General features: G+C 44.4%; 16 protein-coding genes and 1 pseudogene. 8 read left to right on the top strand and 9 right to left on the bottom strand.

Annotated features, from left to right (window positions below):
• Positions 1–725: 725 nt before the first annotated feature.
• From AR383_RS00715 to AR383_RS22750, 4 genes and pseudogenes are all read left to right on the top strand, one after another.
• Complete coding sequence (locus AR383_RS00715) at positions 726–2,648, top strand: PrkA family serine protein kinase (RefSeq protein WP_055731391.1); 1,923 nt, start codon at positions 726–728, stop codon at positions 2,646–2,648.
• An 18-nt stretch (positions 2,649–2,666) separates the two neighbouring features.
• Positions 2,667–3,935: a YeaH/YhbH family protein gene (locus AR383_RS00710; protein WP_055731390.1), complete on the top strand. Its 1,269-nt coding sequence runs from the start codon at positions 2,667–2,669 to the stop codon at positions 3,933–3,935.
• Positions 3,886–5,168 (top strand): annotated as a pseudogene (locus tag AR383_RS00705) (SpoVR family protein); the annotation flags it as partial. The gene AR383_RS00710 and the pseudogene AR383_RS00705, both read left to right, overlap by 50 nt.
• Entirely contained in the window at positions 5,154–5,453 is a 300-nt protein-coding gene (locus tag AR383_RS22750; protein ID WP_470207130.1) for a hypothetical protein, read from the top strand. The pseudogene AR383_RS00705 and the gene AR383_RS22750, both read left to right, overlap by 15 nt.
• Positions 5,454–5,498: 45 nt before the next feature.
• On the opposite strand, the gene nhaD is transcribed toward AR383_RS22750, so the two are convergent.
• Positions 5,499–6,914: a sodium:proton antiporter NhaD gene (gene nhaD, locus AR383_RS00700; protein ID WP_055731389.1), complete on the bottom strand. Its 1,416-nt coding sequence runs from the start codon at positions 6,912–6,914 to the stop codon at positions 5,499–5,501.
• 54 nt (positions 6,915–6,968) lie between these two features.
• Positions 6,969–8,123, bottom strand: a complete 1,155-nt coding sequence (locus tag AR383_RS00695) for a GGDEF domain-containing protein (protein ID WP_055731388.1) — start codon at positions 8,121–8,123, stop codon at positions 6,969–6,971.
• 107 nt (positions 8,124–8,230) lie between these two features.
• Between AR383_RS00695 and AR383_RS00690 the strand changes: the two genes are divergently transcribed.
• Both AR383_RS00690 and AR383_RS00685 read left to right on the top strand, forming a co-directional pair.
• A complete protein-coding gene (locus AR383_RS00690) occupies positions 8,231–9,442 on the top strand; it encodes an aminotransferase class V-fold PLP-dependent enzyme (RefSeq protein ID WP_055731387.1) in 1,212 nt (403 codons plus the stop codon).
• The gene (locus AR383_RS00685; protein WP_055731386.1) at positions 9,435–9,830 is read left to right on the top strand and encodes a SufE family protein; all 396 of its coding nucleotides are present in this window, start codon (positions 9,435–9,437) and stop codon (positions 9,828–9,830) included. Before AR383_RS00690 ends, AR383_RS00685 begins: the two co-directional genes overlap by 8 nt.
• A gap of 3 nt (positions 9,831–9,833) precedes the next feature.
• Here the strand turns inward: AR383_RS00685 and AR383_RS00680 are convergent, their stop codons facing one another.
• The 4 genes from AR383_RS00680 to AR383_RS00665 form a co-directional block, all read right to left on the bottom strand.
• Positions 9,834–10,094 carry a hypothetical protein gene (locus tag AR383_RS00680; RefSeq protein WP_055731385.1) on the bottom strand — a complete coding sequence of 87 codons (261 nt, stop codon included), beginning with the start codon at positions 10,092–10,094 and terminating at the stop codon, positions 9,834–9,836.
• Between the two features lie 142 nt (positions 10,095–10,236).
• The gene (locus AR383_RS00675) at positions 10,237–10,677 is read right to left on the bottom strand and encodes a hypothetical protein (RefSeq protein WP_055731384.1); all 441 of its coding nucleotides are present in this window, start codon (positions 10,675–10,677) and stop codon (positions 10,237–10,239) included.
• Positions 10,678–10,826: 149 nt separating this feature from the next.
• The gene (locus tag AR383_RS00670) at positions 10,827–12,563 is read right to left on the bottom strand and encodes a sodium:solute symporter family protein (RefSeq protein ID WP_055731383.1); all 1,737 of its coding nucleotides are present in this window, start codon (positions 12,561–12,563) and stop codon (positions 10,827–10,829) included.
• A complete protein-coding gene (locus AR383_RS00665; protein ID WP_055731382.1) occupies positions 12,564–12,815 on the bottom strand; it encodes a DUF4212 domain-containing protein in 252 nt (83 codons plus the stop codon). It lies immediately after the preceding gene.
• 535 nt (positions 12,816–13,350) lie between these two features.
• Here AR383_RS00665 and AR383_RS00655 point away from each other — a divergent pair.
• Together AR383_RS00655 and AR383_RS00650 are read left to right on the top strand one after the other, a co-directional pair.
• Complete coding sequence (locus tag AR383_RS00655; protein ID WP_188407252.1) at positions 13,351–14,184, top strand: substrate-binding domain-containing protein; 834 nt, start codon at positions 13,351–13,353, stop codon at positions 14,182–14,184.
• Between the two features lie 15 nt (positions 14,185–14,199).
• Positions 14,200–16,128: a sensor histidine kinase gene (locus AR383_RS00650; RefSeq protein ID WP_157051612.1), complete on the top strand. Its 1,929-nt coding sequence runs from the start codon at positions 14,200–14,202 to the stop codon at positions 16,126–16,128.
• A gap of 52 nt (positions 16,129–16,180) precedes the next feature.
• On the opposite strand, the gene AR383_RS00645 is transcribed toward AR383_RS00650, so the two are convergent.
• The 3 genes from AR383_RS00645 to AR383_RS00640 form a co-directional block, all read right to left on the bottom strand.
• Complete coding sequence (locus AR383_RS00645; RefSeq protein WP_055731378.1) at positions 16,181–16,453, bottom strand: hypothetical protein; 273 nt, start codon at positions 16,451–16,453, stop codon at positions 16,181–16,183.
• A gap of 83 nt (positions 16,454–16,536) precedes the next feature.
• A complete protein-coding gene (locus AR383_RS22425; RefSeq protein WP_257720932.1) occupies positions 16,537–16,671 on the bottom strand; it encodes a hypothetical protein in 135 nt (44 codons plus the stop codon).
• A 41-nt stretch (positions 16,672–16,712) separates the two neighbouring features.
• On the bottom strand, positions 16,713–17,585 hold the full coding sequence (locus tag AR383_RS00640; RefSeq protein ID WP_055731377.1) for a porin: 873 nt from the start codon (positions 17,583–17,585) through the stop codon (positions 16,713–16,715).
• Between the last annotated feature and the right edge of the window lie 224 nt (positions 17,586–17,809).

Here is a 17,809-nt window from a genome sequence, read left to right as displayed (position 1 = left end):
CACAGCAAACGAAACCGGAACAAAGTTAACAAAATGTTACACAACAACTTAGAAGCTTATTAAGTCATTTAAACTTAGACTTTGGTATAGAACCCACCAACCGATTGAACCAGCAGCTTGCAATACTCAACAACTATTTATAATGCACTGTTTTTTAAGGACAAAACATCAACTAAAGGCTAAGTTATCCTTTAGTCTAAACTGGCCCTTAAAAACCCCTAACAAACTCAGGCTTCAGCAATAACACCAAAAAAAAAGCTCTTGCAAAGCAAGAGCTAATGGAAACGTGCTTATTAGAAACCTTCAGCACTACTCCCCTCGATGTAGTGCTTGCCGACCAAAGCTAGAAGGTTCAAGCTACAATTCTAAGTTAGCACGACGCAACAGAATATCAATCAATTATTTTACATATTGTTAACTTTATGTGGACAAACTAACAAGCTGAAGAAACAGTGGTTTTATTAGGACTTAGGGGGATGACTCGCCCTCATGGCTAGGCTAGACGCTGAATTTAAGCGATGAGAAAGGCTCATAAAAAACAACAAAAGGCTTAACAACACCCCCTAACACAGCCACCTAAGCTGACTCAAGCTTGCTAAAAAATTGCTTATTTTTTATTAATTTATTTTTACTTTGGTATAAACTTATTTTAACGCTTCATGAAATCTTTTGTTTCCAAATTCTATCTTTATCTAACAGATAGCTTGTTTTAGGAGGCCTAGGCCATGAGTATTTTTGACCATTATCAACAGCGTTATGAGCAAGCTCAGGAAGAGGAGCTGTCGCTCGACCAATTTCTCACTCTTTGTAAAGAGCAGCCCAGTACCTATGCCAGTGCTGCTGAGCGTTTACTGCTTGCTATCGGCGAGCCAGAAATGGTGGATACGTCTAAAGATCCACGGCTTAGCCGGCTGTTCTCTAATCGCGTTATTGCCCGCTATCCCGCCTTCAAAGAATTTTACGGTATGGAAGACAGCATTGAACAAATTGTCTCCTACTTAAAACATGCCTCTCAAGGCCTAGAAGAACGCAAACAGATTTTGTACTTGTTGGGTCCTGTGGGCGGTGGCAAATCATCTTTGGCGGAGAAGCTAAAAGCGCTAATGCAGCAAGTGCCAATTTATCGCTTAAAAGGTTCACCGGTAAACGACCACCCCTTCTGTTTATTTGACCCCAACGAAGATGGCAATATTCTTCAGCAAGAATACGGCATTAACAAACGCCATCTCAAAACCATTATGTCTCCTTGGGCAGCCAAACGACTCAAAGAATACGGTGGCGACATCAGCAAATTCAAAGTAGTAAAATGCTACCCCTCTATTTTGAACCAAATAGCCATTGCCAAAACCGAGCCGGGTGATGAAAACAACCAAGATATTTCGTCTTTGGTCGGTAAGGTGGATATTCGCCAGCTAGAGCATTTTGCGCAAAATGACCCAGACGCCTACAGCTACTCTGGAGCGCTATGCCGAGCCAACCAAGGCTTGATGGAGTTTGTCGAAATGTTTAAAGCGCCTATCAAGGTGCTGCACCCATTACTCACCGCCACTCAAGAAGGTAACTTTAATGGCACCGAGGGGCTTTCGGCGATCCCCTTTGAAGGCATTATTCTGGCTCACTCCAATGAATCAGAGTGGCAAAGCTTCAAGAATAATAAAAACAATGAGGCCTTTTTAGACCGGGTGTATATCGTTAAAGTGCCTTACTGTTTACGGGTGAGTGAAGAAATTAAAATCTACCAAAAACTGCTGGATAACAGTGAACTTAGCACCGCTAAGTGCGCCCCCAGTACGCTGGAATTACTGGCGCAATTTTCAGTCTTATCACGACTAAAAGATCCCGAAAACTCCAGCCTCTATTCAAAAATGCGGGTCTACGATGGCGAAACGCTGAAAGATACCGATCCTAAAGCCAAGTCTTATCAAGAGTACCGCGATTTCGCGGGTGTAAACGAGGGAATGGAGGGCTTATCCACTCGCTTTGCCTTTAAAATCTTATCCCGCGTATTTAACTTTGATACCAGTGAAGTGGCGGCTAATCCGGTGCATTTGTTTTATGTACTAGAGCAACAAATCGAGCGTGAGCAATATAGCCAAGAAGTGGCCGACCGTTACCTCGAACACCTCAAGGGTTATTTAATCCCTAAATATGTGGACTTCATTGGCAAAGAAATCCAAACCGCATACTTAGAGTCTTACTCTGAATATGGGCAAAATATCTTTGATCGTTATGTCATCTATGCTGACTTCTGGATCCAAGACCAAGAATATCGTGACCCCGATACAGGCCAGCTATTTGACCGAGCCGCTCTCAATGCTGAGCTAGAAAAAATTGAGAAACCGGCAGGCATCAGTAATCCCAAAGATTTCCGAAATGAAATCGTTAACTTTGTATTACGTGCCCGAGCCAGTAACGATGGTAAAAATCCCAACTGGACCAGTTACGAAAAACTGCGTACAGTCATTGAGAAGAAAATGTTCTCTAATACCGAAGATCTGTTACCGGTTATTTCCTTTAATGCCAAAACTTCGGTGGACGATCAGAAGAAACACGATGATTTTGTCGCCCGAATGATGGAAAAAGGCTATACCCGCAAACAGGTACGTTTGTTATCTGAATGGTATTTACGCGTTCGTAAATCTTCATAGATTTGATGGAGGGCGCCTATGGCTCATTTTATCGATCGACGTTTAAACGGCAAAAATAAAAGCGCGGTGAACCGCCAGCGCTTTATTCGCCGTTATAAAAGCCAAATAAAGCGCGCAGTTAACGATGCGGTGAATCAACGCAGTATTCAAGATCTTGAAAACAGCGAAAGCATCAGTATTCCTCATAAAGACATCACCGAGCCCTTCTTCCACCAGGGAGAGGGCGGCCACCGCCAGCGTACCCTACCCGGCAATGACCAATTTGGCACTGGCGACAAAATAGAACGCCCGCCTCAAGGTGAGGGCTCGGGCAGCGGCGATGGTGATGCCAGTGACCAAGGAGAAGGCACCGAAGATTTTCAGTTTAATATTTCCAAAGATGAATATTTGGATATTTTATTTGATGATTTAGAACTGCCTAATCTGCAAGAAACTGACGTAGACAGCATTGTCGAATACAAAACCGCGCGTGCAGGTTTCACCAACGACGGCGTTCCCGCCAACATCAATGTGGTTCGCTCATTGCAAAACTCACTAGCTAGGCGCATGGCAATGGGCGGAGAAAAACGCCGTAAATTACGAGCTTTAGAGCAACAATTGCTAGAACAGCAATCTGATCCCCATGTGCCTCACAATGACATAGAGGCACTGAAAAAAGACATTGCCGAGTTAAAACAAAAGCTCGCCAGCATTCCCTTTATTGATACTTTCGACCTTAAGTTTAATAACTTCGCTAAACATCCCGTCCCCAGTAGTCAGGCGGTAATGTTTTGCCTAATGGATGTCTCAGGCTCTATGGATCAGGCCACCAAAGACATGGCCAAACGTTTCTACTTATTGCTCTATCTGTTTTTGACCCGTAACTACGAAAAAATTGACGTGGTATTTATTCGCCACCATACCCAAGCCAAAGAAGTCGACGAACACGAGTTTTTTTACTCGCAAGAAACCGGCGGCACCATTGTCTCTAGTGCGCTGCATTTAATGGACGAGATAATTGAGCAACGCTACCCCAAAAATCAATGGAATATCTACGCTGCCCAAGCCTCTGACGGTGACAACTGGGCTGATGACTCACCTAAGTGCCGACAAATTTTAGAAAAGAAAATATTGCCACTGACTCGCCACTACGCTTACATCGAAATTACCAATCGAGCCCATCAAAGCTTGTGGCACGAATACGAACAACTCACTGAAATATTCTCTAATTTCTCCATACGGCACATCACCACGCCCGATGAGATATTGCCAACCTTTAGAGATCTCTTCAAAAAAGCAACTGTGTGAGGGCCAAATGAGCAAAAAAGACCTATTGCCCGATGGTCCAGACTGGACCTTTGAAATGCTGGAGCTCTACCATCAAGAAATAGAAAAGGTGGCCCAGCACTACAAACTCGATACCTACCCTAATCAAATTGAGGTAATTACTGCTGAACAAATGATGGACGCCTACTCCAGCGTAGGTATGCCCATTGGCTATCACCACTGGTCTTACGGTAAAAAGTTTATTCAAACCGAGCAAACTTACAAGCGTGGTCAAATGGGCTTGGCCTACGAAATCGTGATTAACTCCGATCCCTGTATTGCCTATTTAATGGAAGAAAATACCATGCCCATGCAAGCGCTGGTGATCGCCCATGCCTGCTTTGGTCATAACAGCTTTTTAAAAACAACTATTTATTCAAAGCCTGGACTGACGCCAGTTCAATCATTGATTACTTAGTCTTCGCCAAAAATTACATTAGCAAGTGCGAAGCCCGCTATGGTGAGCAAGCCGTAGAAGACTTACTCGACTCTTGCCACGCATTAATGAACTATGGTGTTGACCGCTACAAACGCCCCAGCCCAATTTCTCTTGAAGAAGAAAAACTTCGCCAGGAAGCTCGCGCGGAATACTTACAAAGCCAAATCAATGAATTATGGCGCACCATTCCCAGCAAAGGTGAGCCAGCGGAACAACAACACCCGCGTTTTCCAGCTTCCCCCGAAGAAAATATTCTTTATTTCATTGAGAAGCATGCGCCTCTTCTGGAAACTTGGCAGCGTGAAATTGTGCGTATCGTGCGCAAAATAAGCCAATACTTCTACCCACAAAAGCAAACCCAAGTGATGAACGAGGGCTGGGCCACCTTCTGGCACTACACCATTTGCAATCACCTGTTTGACCACGGCAAAGTCAGCGAACGCTTCATTCTGGAAGTGCTGCATAGCCATACCAGTGTGATCATGCAGCCCTCTTATAACAGCCCTTACTTTAGCGGAATCAACCCTTATGCCTTGGGTTTTGCCATGATGACTGACATTCGCAGAATTTGTGAAAACCCGAGTGAAGAAGACCGTCGTTGGTTCCCCGATATTGCCGGTAGCGATTGGCTAGAAACTTTGCATTTTGCTATGCAAAACTTTAAAGATGAGAGCTTTATTAGCCAGTATCTGTCGCCTAAAGTGATTCGTGACCTCAAGCTATTTACCCTTGATGATGATGAAGACAAACCCTATCTAAAAGTGAAGGCCATTCATGACGACAGTGGTTATCAACAAATCAGAGAAGCCTTAAGCGCCCAATATAACCTGAGCAACATAGAGCCAAACATTCAGGTTCACAACGTTAATCTGCGCGGCGACCGCTCCTTGACCTTGCGTTATATTCCTCACCAAGGAATACCGTTGGCTAAAAGTAAACACCAAGTCATCAAACACCTACATCGGCTTTGGGGTTTCGATGTAATTCTAGAGCAAGTCGATGAGCAAGGTGGAGTAAGAGAAATAGCCCGCTGTCCTAACGAGTTGGTAAGCGAAACATAAAATAAGCCACCTTAGGTGGCGTATTTTATGTGCTGTTATCGCTACTTAAAATAAATGGCTGTTGATAATTAAATGGCAAGCAATGGACGCGGCATAGCCCAAGGCAATAACTGGTGTCCAGCGTAAATGACTAATAAAAGTATAGTGTCCGCGAGCCTGCCCCATTAAGGCAACTCCCGCGGCAGAGCCAATCGACAACATACTACCGCCCACCCCAGCGGTTAAGGTCACTAATAACCACTGCCCTAAAGACATATTGGGTTCCATGGTGAGCACCGCAAACATTACTGGAATATTATCCACAATGGCGCTAAGTCCACCCACTGCAATATTCGCGTAAGTAGGATCCCAATTCAGGTACATCACATTAGAGGCCATTTCCAAATAGCCGATGAAGCCCAAGCCACCTACACACACCACCACACCGTAAAAGAATAACAAGGTGTCCCATTCTGCACGCGCCACCCGGTTAAAAATATCAAAAGGCACTACGCTGCCTAGCGCTTTTAAGCGAGCATCATTACGCTGAGCAATCGCATTGACAGCTTTTCGATGTAAGCTTCTCGCTAAAGTTTTACGCAAGAAAAAGCCAAAGAATTGCAAGTAACCCAAACCCATCATCATGCCCATTACCGGAGGCATATGAAATAAACTATGGCCTAGCACAGCTGTAAGAATGGTAATTAAAAACAGTAGAACAATACGCCGAGCACCACGTTTTAACTCCACGGTTTCATTCTCGGCTTCTACTGCATCAGAGGAAACAAACATCGACATAATTAATGCAGGCACAACAAAGTTAACGAACGAAGGCGCTAACAGATCAAAGAACTGACCAAACATCACTAAGCCCTTTTGCCACACCATCAAAGTGGTGATATCGCCAAAGGGGCTAAATGCGCCCCCGGCATTGGCTCCTATCACTATGTTAATACAGGCCAGATTGATGAAACGGCTGTTGCCCTTAGCTACCTTGGTAACCACCGCACACATTAGCAGCGCCGTGGTTAAGTTATCGGCTACCGGTGATATCACAAATGCCAAAGTCCCAGTTAACCAAAATAAACGGCGATAACTTAAGCGTTTACTGACTAACCACGCCCTTAAACCATCAAATAGCCTTCGCTCCTCCATGGCGTTGATATACGTCATAGCCACCAGCAAGAACAGCATTAACTCAGAAAATTCTAGTAAGTTATGGCGAAAAGCTTCGGTAACCAGATGCTCATGGCCAGAGCCACGGTAATAGATTGCGATGAGAAACCAAATTAAACCCGCCGCTACCAATACAGGTTTGGATTTGCGTAAATGAATCACTTCTTCACTCATTACCAGTAAATAGGCGAAAGCAAATATCACAAGAGCGGTATAGCCAACCCAGGAATCGACCAAACTGATGCCTTCGGCGGCGTAACTTGCAGAAGAAAATAACATTAACAACATAGACAACAATATACGCATTCCTTCCCTCTCCTTAGGCAAATGCTCATTTGTTTAGATGGTAATGGGTCAGCGCTAAGAGCCGTAACTTAGCGTTTTTGTATTAGCTTGTTTATTCATTGCCTTAGTGGCTTTTTTTAATAACATGTCCAAACTACATAGCGGACTTTCAACGCTAGCTACCGTTAAGCGTGAGCCTAAATGAAATGAATTAGGAAACGCTTTCCAGAACTCTTGCTCCAAGGCTTGCTGGATCCGCTCTGCGGTGTCTAAGGCTTGATACAGGCCCGCTTCTGGCAAACCAATCAGCAATTGTTCGTTCTCATAGCGTGCTAACAAGTCAATTTTTCGTAGCTGAGTTTGTATAAAAATAGCGAATTTAACCAATAACTTATCAGCTTCTTCAGCTCCTAATTTATCACGGTAGGCAGAAAAATGAGTGACCTTTATCAAAACTATCGAATAGGCATTTTGATAACGAGAACTACGTTCTATTTCTTGATTGGAGAAACGTTTAAATTGCTCAAAGCTCGCTATCTCAAGCAAGTTAGCGGGCGCTTGAATAGGAGGCTTAACATCGGCTTTAGCCGTTTCATTCCGGCTGTCTTGTAGAGAGTTAAAGTGCTGATATAAATACTCTAAGCGCCACAAGCGGTGCGAAAAGTAAACTACTGAAAAACCCAACATTAAAAATAAGCTAACACTTGGCCACTGCGGTGCTAGGGCCAATTGTAAATTACTAAACAAGCCGAGGCTGAAAACACTGCAGGCTAATAATACGGCCACACTCAGCAACATCGGCATATAAACACTCAACAGCACCATCGGTAAACTCAGCAATACCAATAAGCCCGCTCCGCTGGCGAATAAACTGGGGCTCTGCTTAAACAACAACGTGAACAGCATGCCATGCAAACCAAGAGCTGCCACAAATAGCGCATAAGCAATACGGGGCGAGCGCAGCTGAATCCCCAGCGTTAGCGCTGCACCATGAAATACGCTCCACAGCGTAACCAATAATAAATTATACCAAGCTCCCACCAGCCACCAATAATGCAGTACTTGCGCCTGCATGATGTAACCCAGCATGAATAAACAATAACAAGCATAAAGAAAAATGAACCGTTGACGTTGCTTGACCCACAGGTGCTGAGCAAACACATGTTCATGCTTTGAGGAAAAGCCCAATAAGACGGCTTTCCAAGAGCTTAAGCCTTCTGCCAATTGCATAGTTTAAGATGCTCCCTGTCGCAAAATAAAAACAAGCCGATATAAACTAGTGTAGGTGCAAACCTAAGGATACAATAAGGGTTTTAGTTGCCGAGTTTAGAATCACTGTGACCTCTCTTAAGCATACTCCTTATCGCCAATATTTCCCGTCGCTGACCACGAATAACCAACTTGCTTATCTCGATAGTGCGGCTTCAACTCAAGTGCCCGAAGCAGTGCTATCAGCGATGGATAAATATTATCGTCAAGGACATGGTAATGTGCATCGAGCTAGTCACAGCTTTGCTAGATTAGCCACCAATGCCTTTGAATCAGCAAGAAAGTCCATTGCACAATTCATTGGAGCAGAAAGCCAAAACATCATTTGGACCAGCGGCAGCACCCAAGCCTGCAACATACTCGCGCGAGGTTTGGCCCAGCAGCTTAATCAAGGTGACGAAATTTGGATTAGTGAATTAGAACACCACTCAAATTTAGTTCCTTGGCAACAGCTGGCCCAACAACAAAAAGCCAAACTACGAGCCATTCCAATTCTGGAAAACGGTGACTTAAACCTAGCCTACTTTAGAGAAAACCTCTCAGATAAATGTAAAATTGTCGCCGTTTCTCAAGTGTCTAACGCCATTGGCTCAATTCAGCCGGTACCAGAAATTTCGCGACTAGCCCACCAAGTAGGTGCCAAAGTGGTAGTAGATGGCGCCCAAGCAGTTGCCCACTTAAGCGTTGATGTACAGCGCCTTGGCTGTGACTATTATTACTTTTCAGGACACAAGCTTTACGGCCCCACCGGAATTGGCGTGTTATACGGAACAGAGTCTGCATTAGAGCTGTTAGAACCGAGCAATTTTGGCGGAGAAATGATCAGTAAAGTGGCGATTGAGCAAAGCCAATGGAATAGCCTACCTTATCGTTTGGAAGCCGGTACTCCCAACATTGTTGGAGCTATAGGTTTAGCCGCAGCGATAGAGTTTTTAAGCCAATTCCCCAGTCAACAACGGCTACAACACGAACGGGATTTACTCGCCTATGCCTTGCGTAAACTACAACAACATCCAGCAGTTGAACTGGTGGGGCAACCGATGATGCGTACCGGCTTAATCGCTTTTAACCTACGCGGTATTCACCCTCAAGACGCAGCAACCTTGTTTGATCAATACAACGTCGCCGTACGATGCGGCCACCACTGCGCTATGCCTTTAGGCAATAAATTGTCTCCTCAAGGTAGCATTCGCTTATCCTTGGGGCTATATAACGACCAACAAGATATAGACCAAGCCTTAGAAGCCATTGATAAAATCATGGAATTATTTGATGAATAAGACACCGCAAATTGAATTAAATCTGGCGCAAATTGAACAAAACTTTGCCCACTGTCAAGCTTGGGAAGAACGTTATCGGCAACTCTTACTGTTGGCCAAACAATTACAAGCGATGCCAGAACAGTACAAACAGCCACAATCACTGGTGCAAGGCTGTGAAAGCGAGGTATGGCTTCACCAAGATGCTCAACAGCTCTACCTCGACAGTAATGCTCGTATCATAAAGGGCTTAATCGTTATTGTATTAGCCTGTTATCAAGCGCAGCCACAACACCCACAAAGGCTTTTCGAGCAAACCTTAGACTCACTAGGTTTAGCCCACCATTTAAGTGAATCACGAAACAATGGTATTCGCGCCATTTGGCAGGAGATAGAGCAACTAGGCTAGTGCCTATTCCTCACTAGGAATAGTGTAAGTACGGCGTTTTTTAGTTTTGATAATCACTTGAGGTTTGTTGTTACCGGCTTCCTCTCGAACGGCGCGGTACTCACTGCGAGGAATGGTTTTAGGTTTACTCGGTTTAGCCATTGCTTCAGGCTTCGGCTCTACCGCAGGTCGACTAGTCACACTATAAGTAAAACCGCAATCGCGACAAGCCATCAGGGCGGGTTTGTGGCCACCGCATGATGGACATATTTGATTCGAGCTCACTTCTACTTCCTATACTTCAGTTTATTTAGATGAACAGTAGTGTTAAGTGTATTGGATCATATCGAACTAATCACAACAAATTAAACATTTAATGATCTACTTACATCTTTTGCCACAACCGCAGCGCAAAAAGCCTAGCTTGTTAACGCACAGTTTGGCTATAAAACTCGCTAATATACTTACCACCTTTGATATTGGCAATGATACGCAGTTTATAGCTATCTCCCTGATTAGGGATCAAACTACGTAACTCTGTCGGACTTTGCCAATAATAAGGGCTATCTTGCATCCCCATTGGATAAGCAGTGGCTTCATTCGAACTATTCACAATAAACAAGGTGGCACTATCTAAGGGGAAAGTAGAATTTACAATGGTAGTCCCCGCTTCATCGCTAATGTTGATTTGAAAATCTCCCGACTCCAATATGCATTTTTGATTAATAATGTCGCAATGCTCCACGGTCTCCAGCTGATAAATTCTATCTTGCTGTGCATCATGCTCTAGATAGATATCGGAGGCAATATAACCGCCCACCGCTAAAAAAGGCATCACCAATAAAGCGAGTTTGGTATGTCTATTCATTATTACGTCCTGTAATTAAGTACTTATTACATTTGTTACTGTTAAGCACTTCACTATACCGCAGGTTAAGAGCTAACTGCTTCTAAGTGCTTCATAAAAAAGGCTCCATCAGGAGCCTTTTGCGAACCGTAACTTAATTTCGTTGCGGATTAATGGTCATGCGCTGCACCAGCACCATGAGGAATACGGAAATTCTCAACCATTTCCTGAATGTGCTGCGGAGCAGGCCCTGTCACTTTACACATTGCAAAAGCTACCCCGAAGTTCACCAAGGCACCCACTGCACCAAAGGCGTTAGGCGAAATGCCAAAGAACCAGTTTGGTCCCATATCGCCCAAGAACGACGTACCAGGGATAAACATAATGCCTTTATGCTGGAATACGTAAAGCATAGTCACACCAATACCTGCACACATACCTGAAATCGCTGCTGTACCACTCATTTTCTTGGCAAAGATACCCATCATCAATGCTGGGAAGATGGACGAAGCAGCCAAACCAAAGGCCAGCGCTACCGTACCTGCGGCAAATCCGGGTGGATTTAAGCCTAGATAACCAGACACCAAAATGGCCAAGGTCATTACAATCCGTCCCGCCAAGAGCTCACTCTTATCGGAAAGATTAGGCGTAAGCACCCCTTTCATTAAGTCATGAGAAATAGAGGACGATATCGCCAACAACAGACCCGCTGCAGTAGACAATGCGGCAGCGAGACCACCAGCAGCCACTAGGGCAATCACCCAATTTGGCAGGTTAGCAATCGCAGGGTTAGCCAATACCATGATGTCACGGTCAACCTTCACCATCTCGTTGGTTTCTTTGTCGGCTACATACTGAATACGTCCATCACCGTTTTTATCTTCAAACTGCAATAGTCCAGTATTTTCCCAATCTTTAAACCACTGAGGGCGCTCATCATATACTAGGTTGTTACCCGCTTCAGGAACAATAGTGTTCATTAAGTTGAAACGAGCCATCGCGCCAACTGCAGGTGCTACGGTGTATAGAATGGCAATAAATACCAAGGCATAGCCAGCCGAAGAGCGAGCCGCTTTCACGGTTGGTACAGTAAAGAAGCGCATAATAACGTGTGGTAAGCCCGCTGTACCAATCATCAACGACATGGTGTAAGCAAACATATTCAGCGTGCCACCAAGGTTATCAGTGGTGTACTCCTTAAAGCCGAGATCGGTAACGACCATATCCAGCTTATCTAACAAGTAAACGCCGCTACCATCAGCCAAGGTACTACCCAAACCTATTTGTGGAATCGGGTTGCCGGTTAATTGCAATGAAATAAACACAGCAGGAATGGTGTAAGCAAAAATAAGCACACAGTATTGTGCAATCTGGGTGTAGGTAATCCCTTTCATGCCGCCAAGTACCGCGTAAACCCACACTACAGCCATACCAATGTATAAGCCGTTATCGTATTCCACTTCTAGGAAGCGAGAAAATGCTACACCTACCCCTTTCATCTGACCAATGATGTAAGTCAGCGAAGCAATAATTAAACACAATACCGCTACGATTCGAGCGCCTTTGGAGTAATAACGGTCGGAAATAAACTCCGGCACCGTAAATTTACCGTGTTTACGCATATAAGGTGCGAGTAACATCGCTAATAATACGTAACCGCCGGTCCAGCCCATTAGAAAAACAGAACCGCCATAACCTAAGAAGGCAATTAAGCCAGCCATAGAAATGAACGACGCAGCACTCATCCAGTCAGCACCAATCGCCATTCCGTTTTGCACTGGGGTAACGCCACCACCGGCCACATAAAAGTCGCTGGTAGAAGCCGCACGAGCCCACCAGGCAATAGCGAAATACAGCCCAAAAGAGCCAAATACGGCAATATATGTATAGAGTTTTAGCTCGTCCATTTATGACTCCTCAACATGGTATTTTTGATCGAGCTTATTCATTTTGGCGGTGTACCAAAAAATCAAAGCTACAAAGGTATAAATCGAGCCCTGCTGTGCAAACCAGAAGCCTAATTTATACCCTCCTAAACGGATTTCATTTAGCGGTTCAACAAGCAGCAAACCAAAGCCAAAGGAAACCACGAACCATATGACGAGACAGGTAAATATTAGACGCAAGTTTTCTTGCCAATATGTAGTCTGTTCTTCCATGTCACTTCTCCGAGCAAGCTCCTACGAGCATTGCAGTTTATGTGGTAAATGTAACTAAACTGTTAAGACTCAATGAGCGAAATCAATCTCTAACTACAGCCATTAAGCAATCGAAAAAATATTCGCTTTTTAAATCTATCGAAGAAAAAGTTAACAAACCGTTAACAGAACAGGTATTAATCTTTAGTCTAAGCTGTGATTTATTAACTAAAAAATGGGATCTAGGGCAGCTTATTCATAGCAATTCAGCAGCACTTAGCCTATTTCTCAGCGATAAAGACAGCTCTCGACCAGCCTTAGGCAACTGTCACTTCGTTTTATCTGAGGCAAACTTTGGCTAACTGGAGCAATTAAACTAAGTCATCTAGTATCAAATAAGTATTTATAATTTGGGGTAAAAACGGTGACTATAAAACAACTCATTAGCTGCATAACAAGCTTATTAGTGCTGTTCTTAGTGGCTTGCTCGCCTGAGCCTGACGAAATTGTAGTGAACTCGACACCAGCTCCCGCAGCTCCCGCTCCAATGAAAATAATGTTGCTGACTAAATCACAAAGCAACCCCTACTACGTAATGATGGAACAAGGAGCACGTGAAGCAGCCGAACAACTTGGAGTAAACTTAGTCGCCAAAGGAACGCCCAACGAAACCCACGTTGCTCTACAGAAAAAAATCTTGCTTGGCGCCAAAGAAGAAGGTTTTGACGCCATCGTTTTTGTCCCCTCAAAAACCGCCCAGTTGCTTCCCACTATTAAACAGGTACAGGACCAAGGCGTAATATTGGTTAACCTAGACGACAAGATCGATCCTGTTCAAGCAGAAAAAGTGGGCTTAAGCCCCATCCCATTTGTTGGCATTCATAATCAAGAGGCGGCTCGGACACTGGCCAATAGCGTATTACAAGGCCACCCAGAAATTAAAACCGCCTATATTATCCTTGGCCCACAATCATCCTCGGTATCGGAAGCCAGAGCAGCAGGCTATCGCCAAGCATTAATCGCTCAGCAGCGACACATTTTGGGTGAAGCAAGCGCCAATTGGCAATATGTTGAAGCCTACGAGCTAAGCGACAAACTCTTGCAGCAGCACCCCAATATTGATGCTTTCTTCTGTGCTAACGATGTGATGGCAATTGCCATTAGCAAGTTACTGGAGGACCGTGGTAGAAATGACATAGAAGTGATCGGCTATGATGCTATCCCAGAAGCTAAAGCTCTGGTCGAGCAAGGTAAACTAGCCGCAACTCTGGACCAACAATCGGGCCAACAAGGCGCGCAAGGGGTGAGAACAGCAGTCGCCTTGCTTAAAGGAGAAAAGGTGGAAGCCGATAGTTGGGTCACTCCCGAATTAGTCACTAAGCCGCAATAATCAGAGGCATTAAACTTGATAAGGTTCTTTTCAAGCTGGTTTCATAGCGTAAACGGAAGGCTGGTATTCTTCTGGCTCATCGGCAGCTTATTTCCGGTCATGCTACTTGGTGGTTCCACTGCATATATCAGCTACTACTACATCCGTGAACAAGCCATGCGTTTTGCCAGTGAAATAGCCAAAGAGAAAATTCAATCGGTAATTAACTTACAAAAACCCGCGTTTTCGGTAAGCAGTCATATCACCTCTGACTCGAACATGCTTGATACCGTTTTTGCCGATAGCGAAAACTCCTTCATCAATGAAATCAAAATTAACGCACTGATCGAGAACAGCCTAGCCCACTATTTTAGCTTGGACGGGCTTAGCTCTATCTCACTGATCCTCAACGAGGGGCGTAGCTACTCTTTGAGCATTGAAGTCGAAATGGCTGATATTGATTGGCTAGAGTTTCAACATCAGCTCACTGAGTGTCCAAGCTTTTCGGAAAGCCAGCTATGTTGGCCGGGAATTCAAAACAATATCAATAGTAAATCGCAACACAAGAAAGTGATCCCCGCCATAAAAAAAGTCTACCGTCTCAATGAGCAAAGCATGCAAGAAGAACACATCGGCTATTTGTATATGGCCTTTTCTACGCTGTCTTACCGGAAGATGTTAAAACAAGAAAGCGACGATGACTTGCCACTGCTGGTATTGGATCAAAATAACCAAGTGATATTTTATGACCGCAGTGAGCTGACCGGCCACACCGTGCCCAGCAACCTGCTCCCCAAACAAAATGACCTTCCCTACAAAACCAATATAGACGGCCAAGCGTTTTATTTGGTGGGCCACGCTTCAAAAATCTCCGGCTGGCGCTTTCTCATTCTGGTACCCGAGCAACAAATATTGCAGGGCATGTATCAAACCTTAACCATTGCGGGCGCCCTTACCCTGCTTTCATTAGTGTCTATTTTATTTGCTTGGCTAAATGTTAGGCGGCGAGTACTTAAGCCTCTGCAACAATTAAGCATGGCCATGCGCGACACAGCCCCCAGCCGCTCCAGTTACCGAGAGAACCAGCACCAACTTAAAGAAATCCACACCTTGTTTTACTGGTACAACAAATATGTCGACATAGTCGAGCACCGAGACAAACAAGCTGAGCAGTTACGCGCCGCGTACGATGAGCTCACCCATACCCAAGAGCAACTCATTGAGAGTGAAAAAATGGCGGCCTTAGGCAAGCTAGTGGCAGGAGTCGCCCACGAAATCAATACCCCATTAGGGGTGAGCCTCACTTCACTCAGCTACTCCCAAGGATTACATCAAACACTTCAGGAGCAGTTCAGCAACGAAACCCTGAAACGCTCCGATTTAGAAAACTTTCTAGAAAGAAGCCAGCAAGGCGTAGACATTGCCATCAACAACCTCAACCGCGCCTCAGAGTTAGTTAAAACCTTTAAAAAAGTAGCCAGTGACCAGCATGTTGAAGAGTTACGCCGTTTCTCATTAGCCGATTACCTCGCTAATACCGTTACTAGCCTAGCCCCCAAACTAAAACAACAAAACGTGGTAATTAAGTGGACTTGCGATGAGAACATCATGCTAGAAAGCTATCCGGGGCTACTTTGGCAAGTATTTTCTAACCTAGTGATGAACTCACTAATTCATGGCTATGAGCATAAAGAGAAAGGCACTATCAGCATTCAGGTAGAAACCTTGGATGACTGGCTCAAAATTATTTATCAAGACGATGGTTGTGGTATGAGTGATGAAGTCAGAAATAGCATCTTTTTACCGTTTTATACCACCAAACGACACACTGGAGGTACTGGCTTAGGTATGCATATCGTCTACAACATGATCTCGCAAAAGTTGCAGGGCTCCATTAGTTGCGAAAGTCAACTGGGTCAGGGAACCACATTTGAGATTACCCTACCGCTCAACGCCAAACATTAGAAGCAAGACCAAGGCCAGGTTACTCTAGTGGCCTTGACTGAGAATGAGTTATTTATAAGCAAAGCGCTAATTTGCTGCTATCAATCGGAGCCTCTTTAGAAGACATTTGTGCATAGCCATCATCGGCAATCGACACCTCACGTCCATCACTGAGGATTAAATAATACGACAAATTCACCGGGTCAATCTTTAGCTCCCCTTTTAGGAAACAGCCTTCTTTAAATACTACGGTGGTGTCGGGCTGCGAGTAAAAAACGGCATAAACTCGCGGACCAAAGTTAACTAAAGCTATGATCACCAAAAAAGATAAGGCCAACCACTTCATCGTTTATCTCTCATAAAAAAGAGCCGATTGTAGCAGCTTTTAACGTGGTAAACGTAAAAAGCTGCCCAACAAAAGCCTCTCTACTAGAAGAAGTAACGGGCCTGTATCGACATCTCGTCTTGCTTCATATCATTACCCAAGGCATCTTTATAATCGAGGCCAAACTTATATTCCAAGGCCACCAATACTTGGTTGGGATGCCAACCAAAGCCAAGCAAAGCATAACTCAGCTCTCCCTGACTGCCTTCTGTTTTATCTTCTAAGTCGTTATAACCGCCATAAACATGGTATAAGCCCCCTGCATGTTATACATTGCAATCAGTTCAAGGCCGGTGGCCTTATCGGCAACATCGCTAAAAAAGCTAGATAAGTTTTTATACTCACCATACGACCCTGCTACATAGACCCCGTCAGAATCATAAACCAAACCCAACAACCATGATTCAGCAGTATCTTGGCTAGCATCACCCACATAATTAATATTATTACTGTTATAAGCACTTTCTGCGTAAGCTAAGCCCAAAGACAGGCCGAAATCGAAGCCATAAGTACCACTGACTTGATAACCGTAATCTCTAGCCGAATCATCATTCTCAAATTGGTATTGCAAACCTAAATTAAAGCCGCCAAATGAATTTCGGTAGGTAATCGCGTCATCGGCGCGCCCCATGCCCGACTCATCGCCGCCGTTGCGCCCGTCATAAGTGCCTGAGGCATCACCTCCAAACTTCCAAAATTGGTCGGTCCATACTGCAACGTCATAATAGGCCGACCATTGCTTACCGATTCTTATTGAACCGCCACTGTCACTTTGAAAATAAATATTACCCAAGCGGTTATTAAATAAGGGATCGGACTTCTCTACTGAATTAAAGCCCCATTCCAACTGCGCACCCGCTACCCAATTAGGATTTAACGCATGTTCAAAACTAAAGCGGATCCGCGAGGCGCGGTCTTGTAATTCAAAGGAACTATCATTGTCTTCCCCGCTGCCAAAACCCTCCTGATAAAAAGCCTCCACGCCTAAATAACCGCCAATATTGACGCTTGATGAACCATTCTCATAAATGGTTACCGCCGAAACACTGCTCGCCACCGAGCTAAGCACTAAACTTGCCACTAGCTTTTTCATAATCACTCCTTGATTGAGTTTTCATAAACTCTTAACAATCAGTAGAAGGAAATGTGCTACGCGATTTCCTCCCACGTTTCAGCGTAGTAACAAAGCGACAAGGGAACAAATTTAGATGAAAATTTACTCAATAAAAAACCAAGGTCAGCGAATAAATTAACGCTATTTGCTAAATAAAATGCAGTTAGCAAATTTTATTGAGACAAATTCGCCACTTTGCCAAA

This window comes from Agarivorans gilvus (assembly GCF_001420915.1).
Taxonomy (GTDB): Bacteria; Pseudomonadota; Gammaproteobacteria; order Enterobacterales; family Celerinatantimonadaceae; genus Agarivorans; species Agarivorans gilvus.
Note: the sequence above shows the minus strand (reverse complement) of the source record. Positions and strands in the feature narration are given on the sequence as shown.

What these genes read in the sequence shown, in the direction of transcription:
- AR383_RS00655 (WP_188407252.1), top strand. Translation starts at nt 13,351, where the DNA reads ATGTTGCTGACTAAATCACAAAGCAACCCCTACTACGTAATGATGGAA.
- AR383_RS00710 (WP_055731390.1), top strand. Translation starts at nt 2,667, where the DNA reads ATGGCTCATTTTATCGATCGACGTTTAAACGGCAAAAATAAAAGCGCG.
- AR383_RS00685 (WP_055731386.1), top strand. Translation starts at nt 9,435, where the DNA reads ATGAATAAGACACCGCAAATTGAATTAAATCTGGCGCAAATTGAACAA.
- AR383_RS00695 (WP_055731388.1), bottom strand. Translation starts at nt 8,123, where the DNA reads ATGCAATTGGCAGAAGGCTTAAGCTCTTGGAAAGCCGTCTTATTGGGC.
- AR383_RS00715 (WP_055731391.1), top strand. Translation starts at nt 726, where the DNA reads ATGAGTATTTTTGACCATTATCAACAGCGTTATGAGCAAGCTCAGGAA.
- AR383_RS00640 (WP_055731377.1), bottom strand. Translation starts at nt 17,585, where the DNA reads ATGAAAAAGCTAGTGGCAAGTTTAGTGCTTAGCTCGGTGGCGAGCAGT.
- AR383_RS00665 (WP_055731382.1), bottom strand. Translation starts at nt 12,815, where the DNA reads ATGGAAGAACAGACTACATATTGGCAAGAAAACTTGCGTCTAATATTT.
- nhaD (WP_055731389.1), bottom strand. Translation starts at nt 6,914, where the DNA reads ATGCGTATATTGTTGTCTATGTTGTTAATGTTATTTTCTTCTGCAAGT.
- AR383_RS00645 (WP_055731378.1), bottom strand. Translation starts at nt 16,453, where the DNA reads ATGAAGTGGTTGGCCTTATCTTTTTTGGTGATCATAGCTTTAGTTAAC.
- AR383_RS00675 (WP_055731384.1), bottom strand. Translation starts at nt 10,677, where the DNA reads ATGAATAGACATACCAAACTCGCTTTATTGGTGATGCCTTTTTTAGCG.
- AR383_RS00670 (WP_055731383.1), bottom strand. Translation starts at nt 12,563, where the DNA reads ATGGACGAGCTAAAACTCTATACATATATTGCCGTATTTGGCTCTTTT.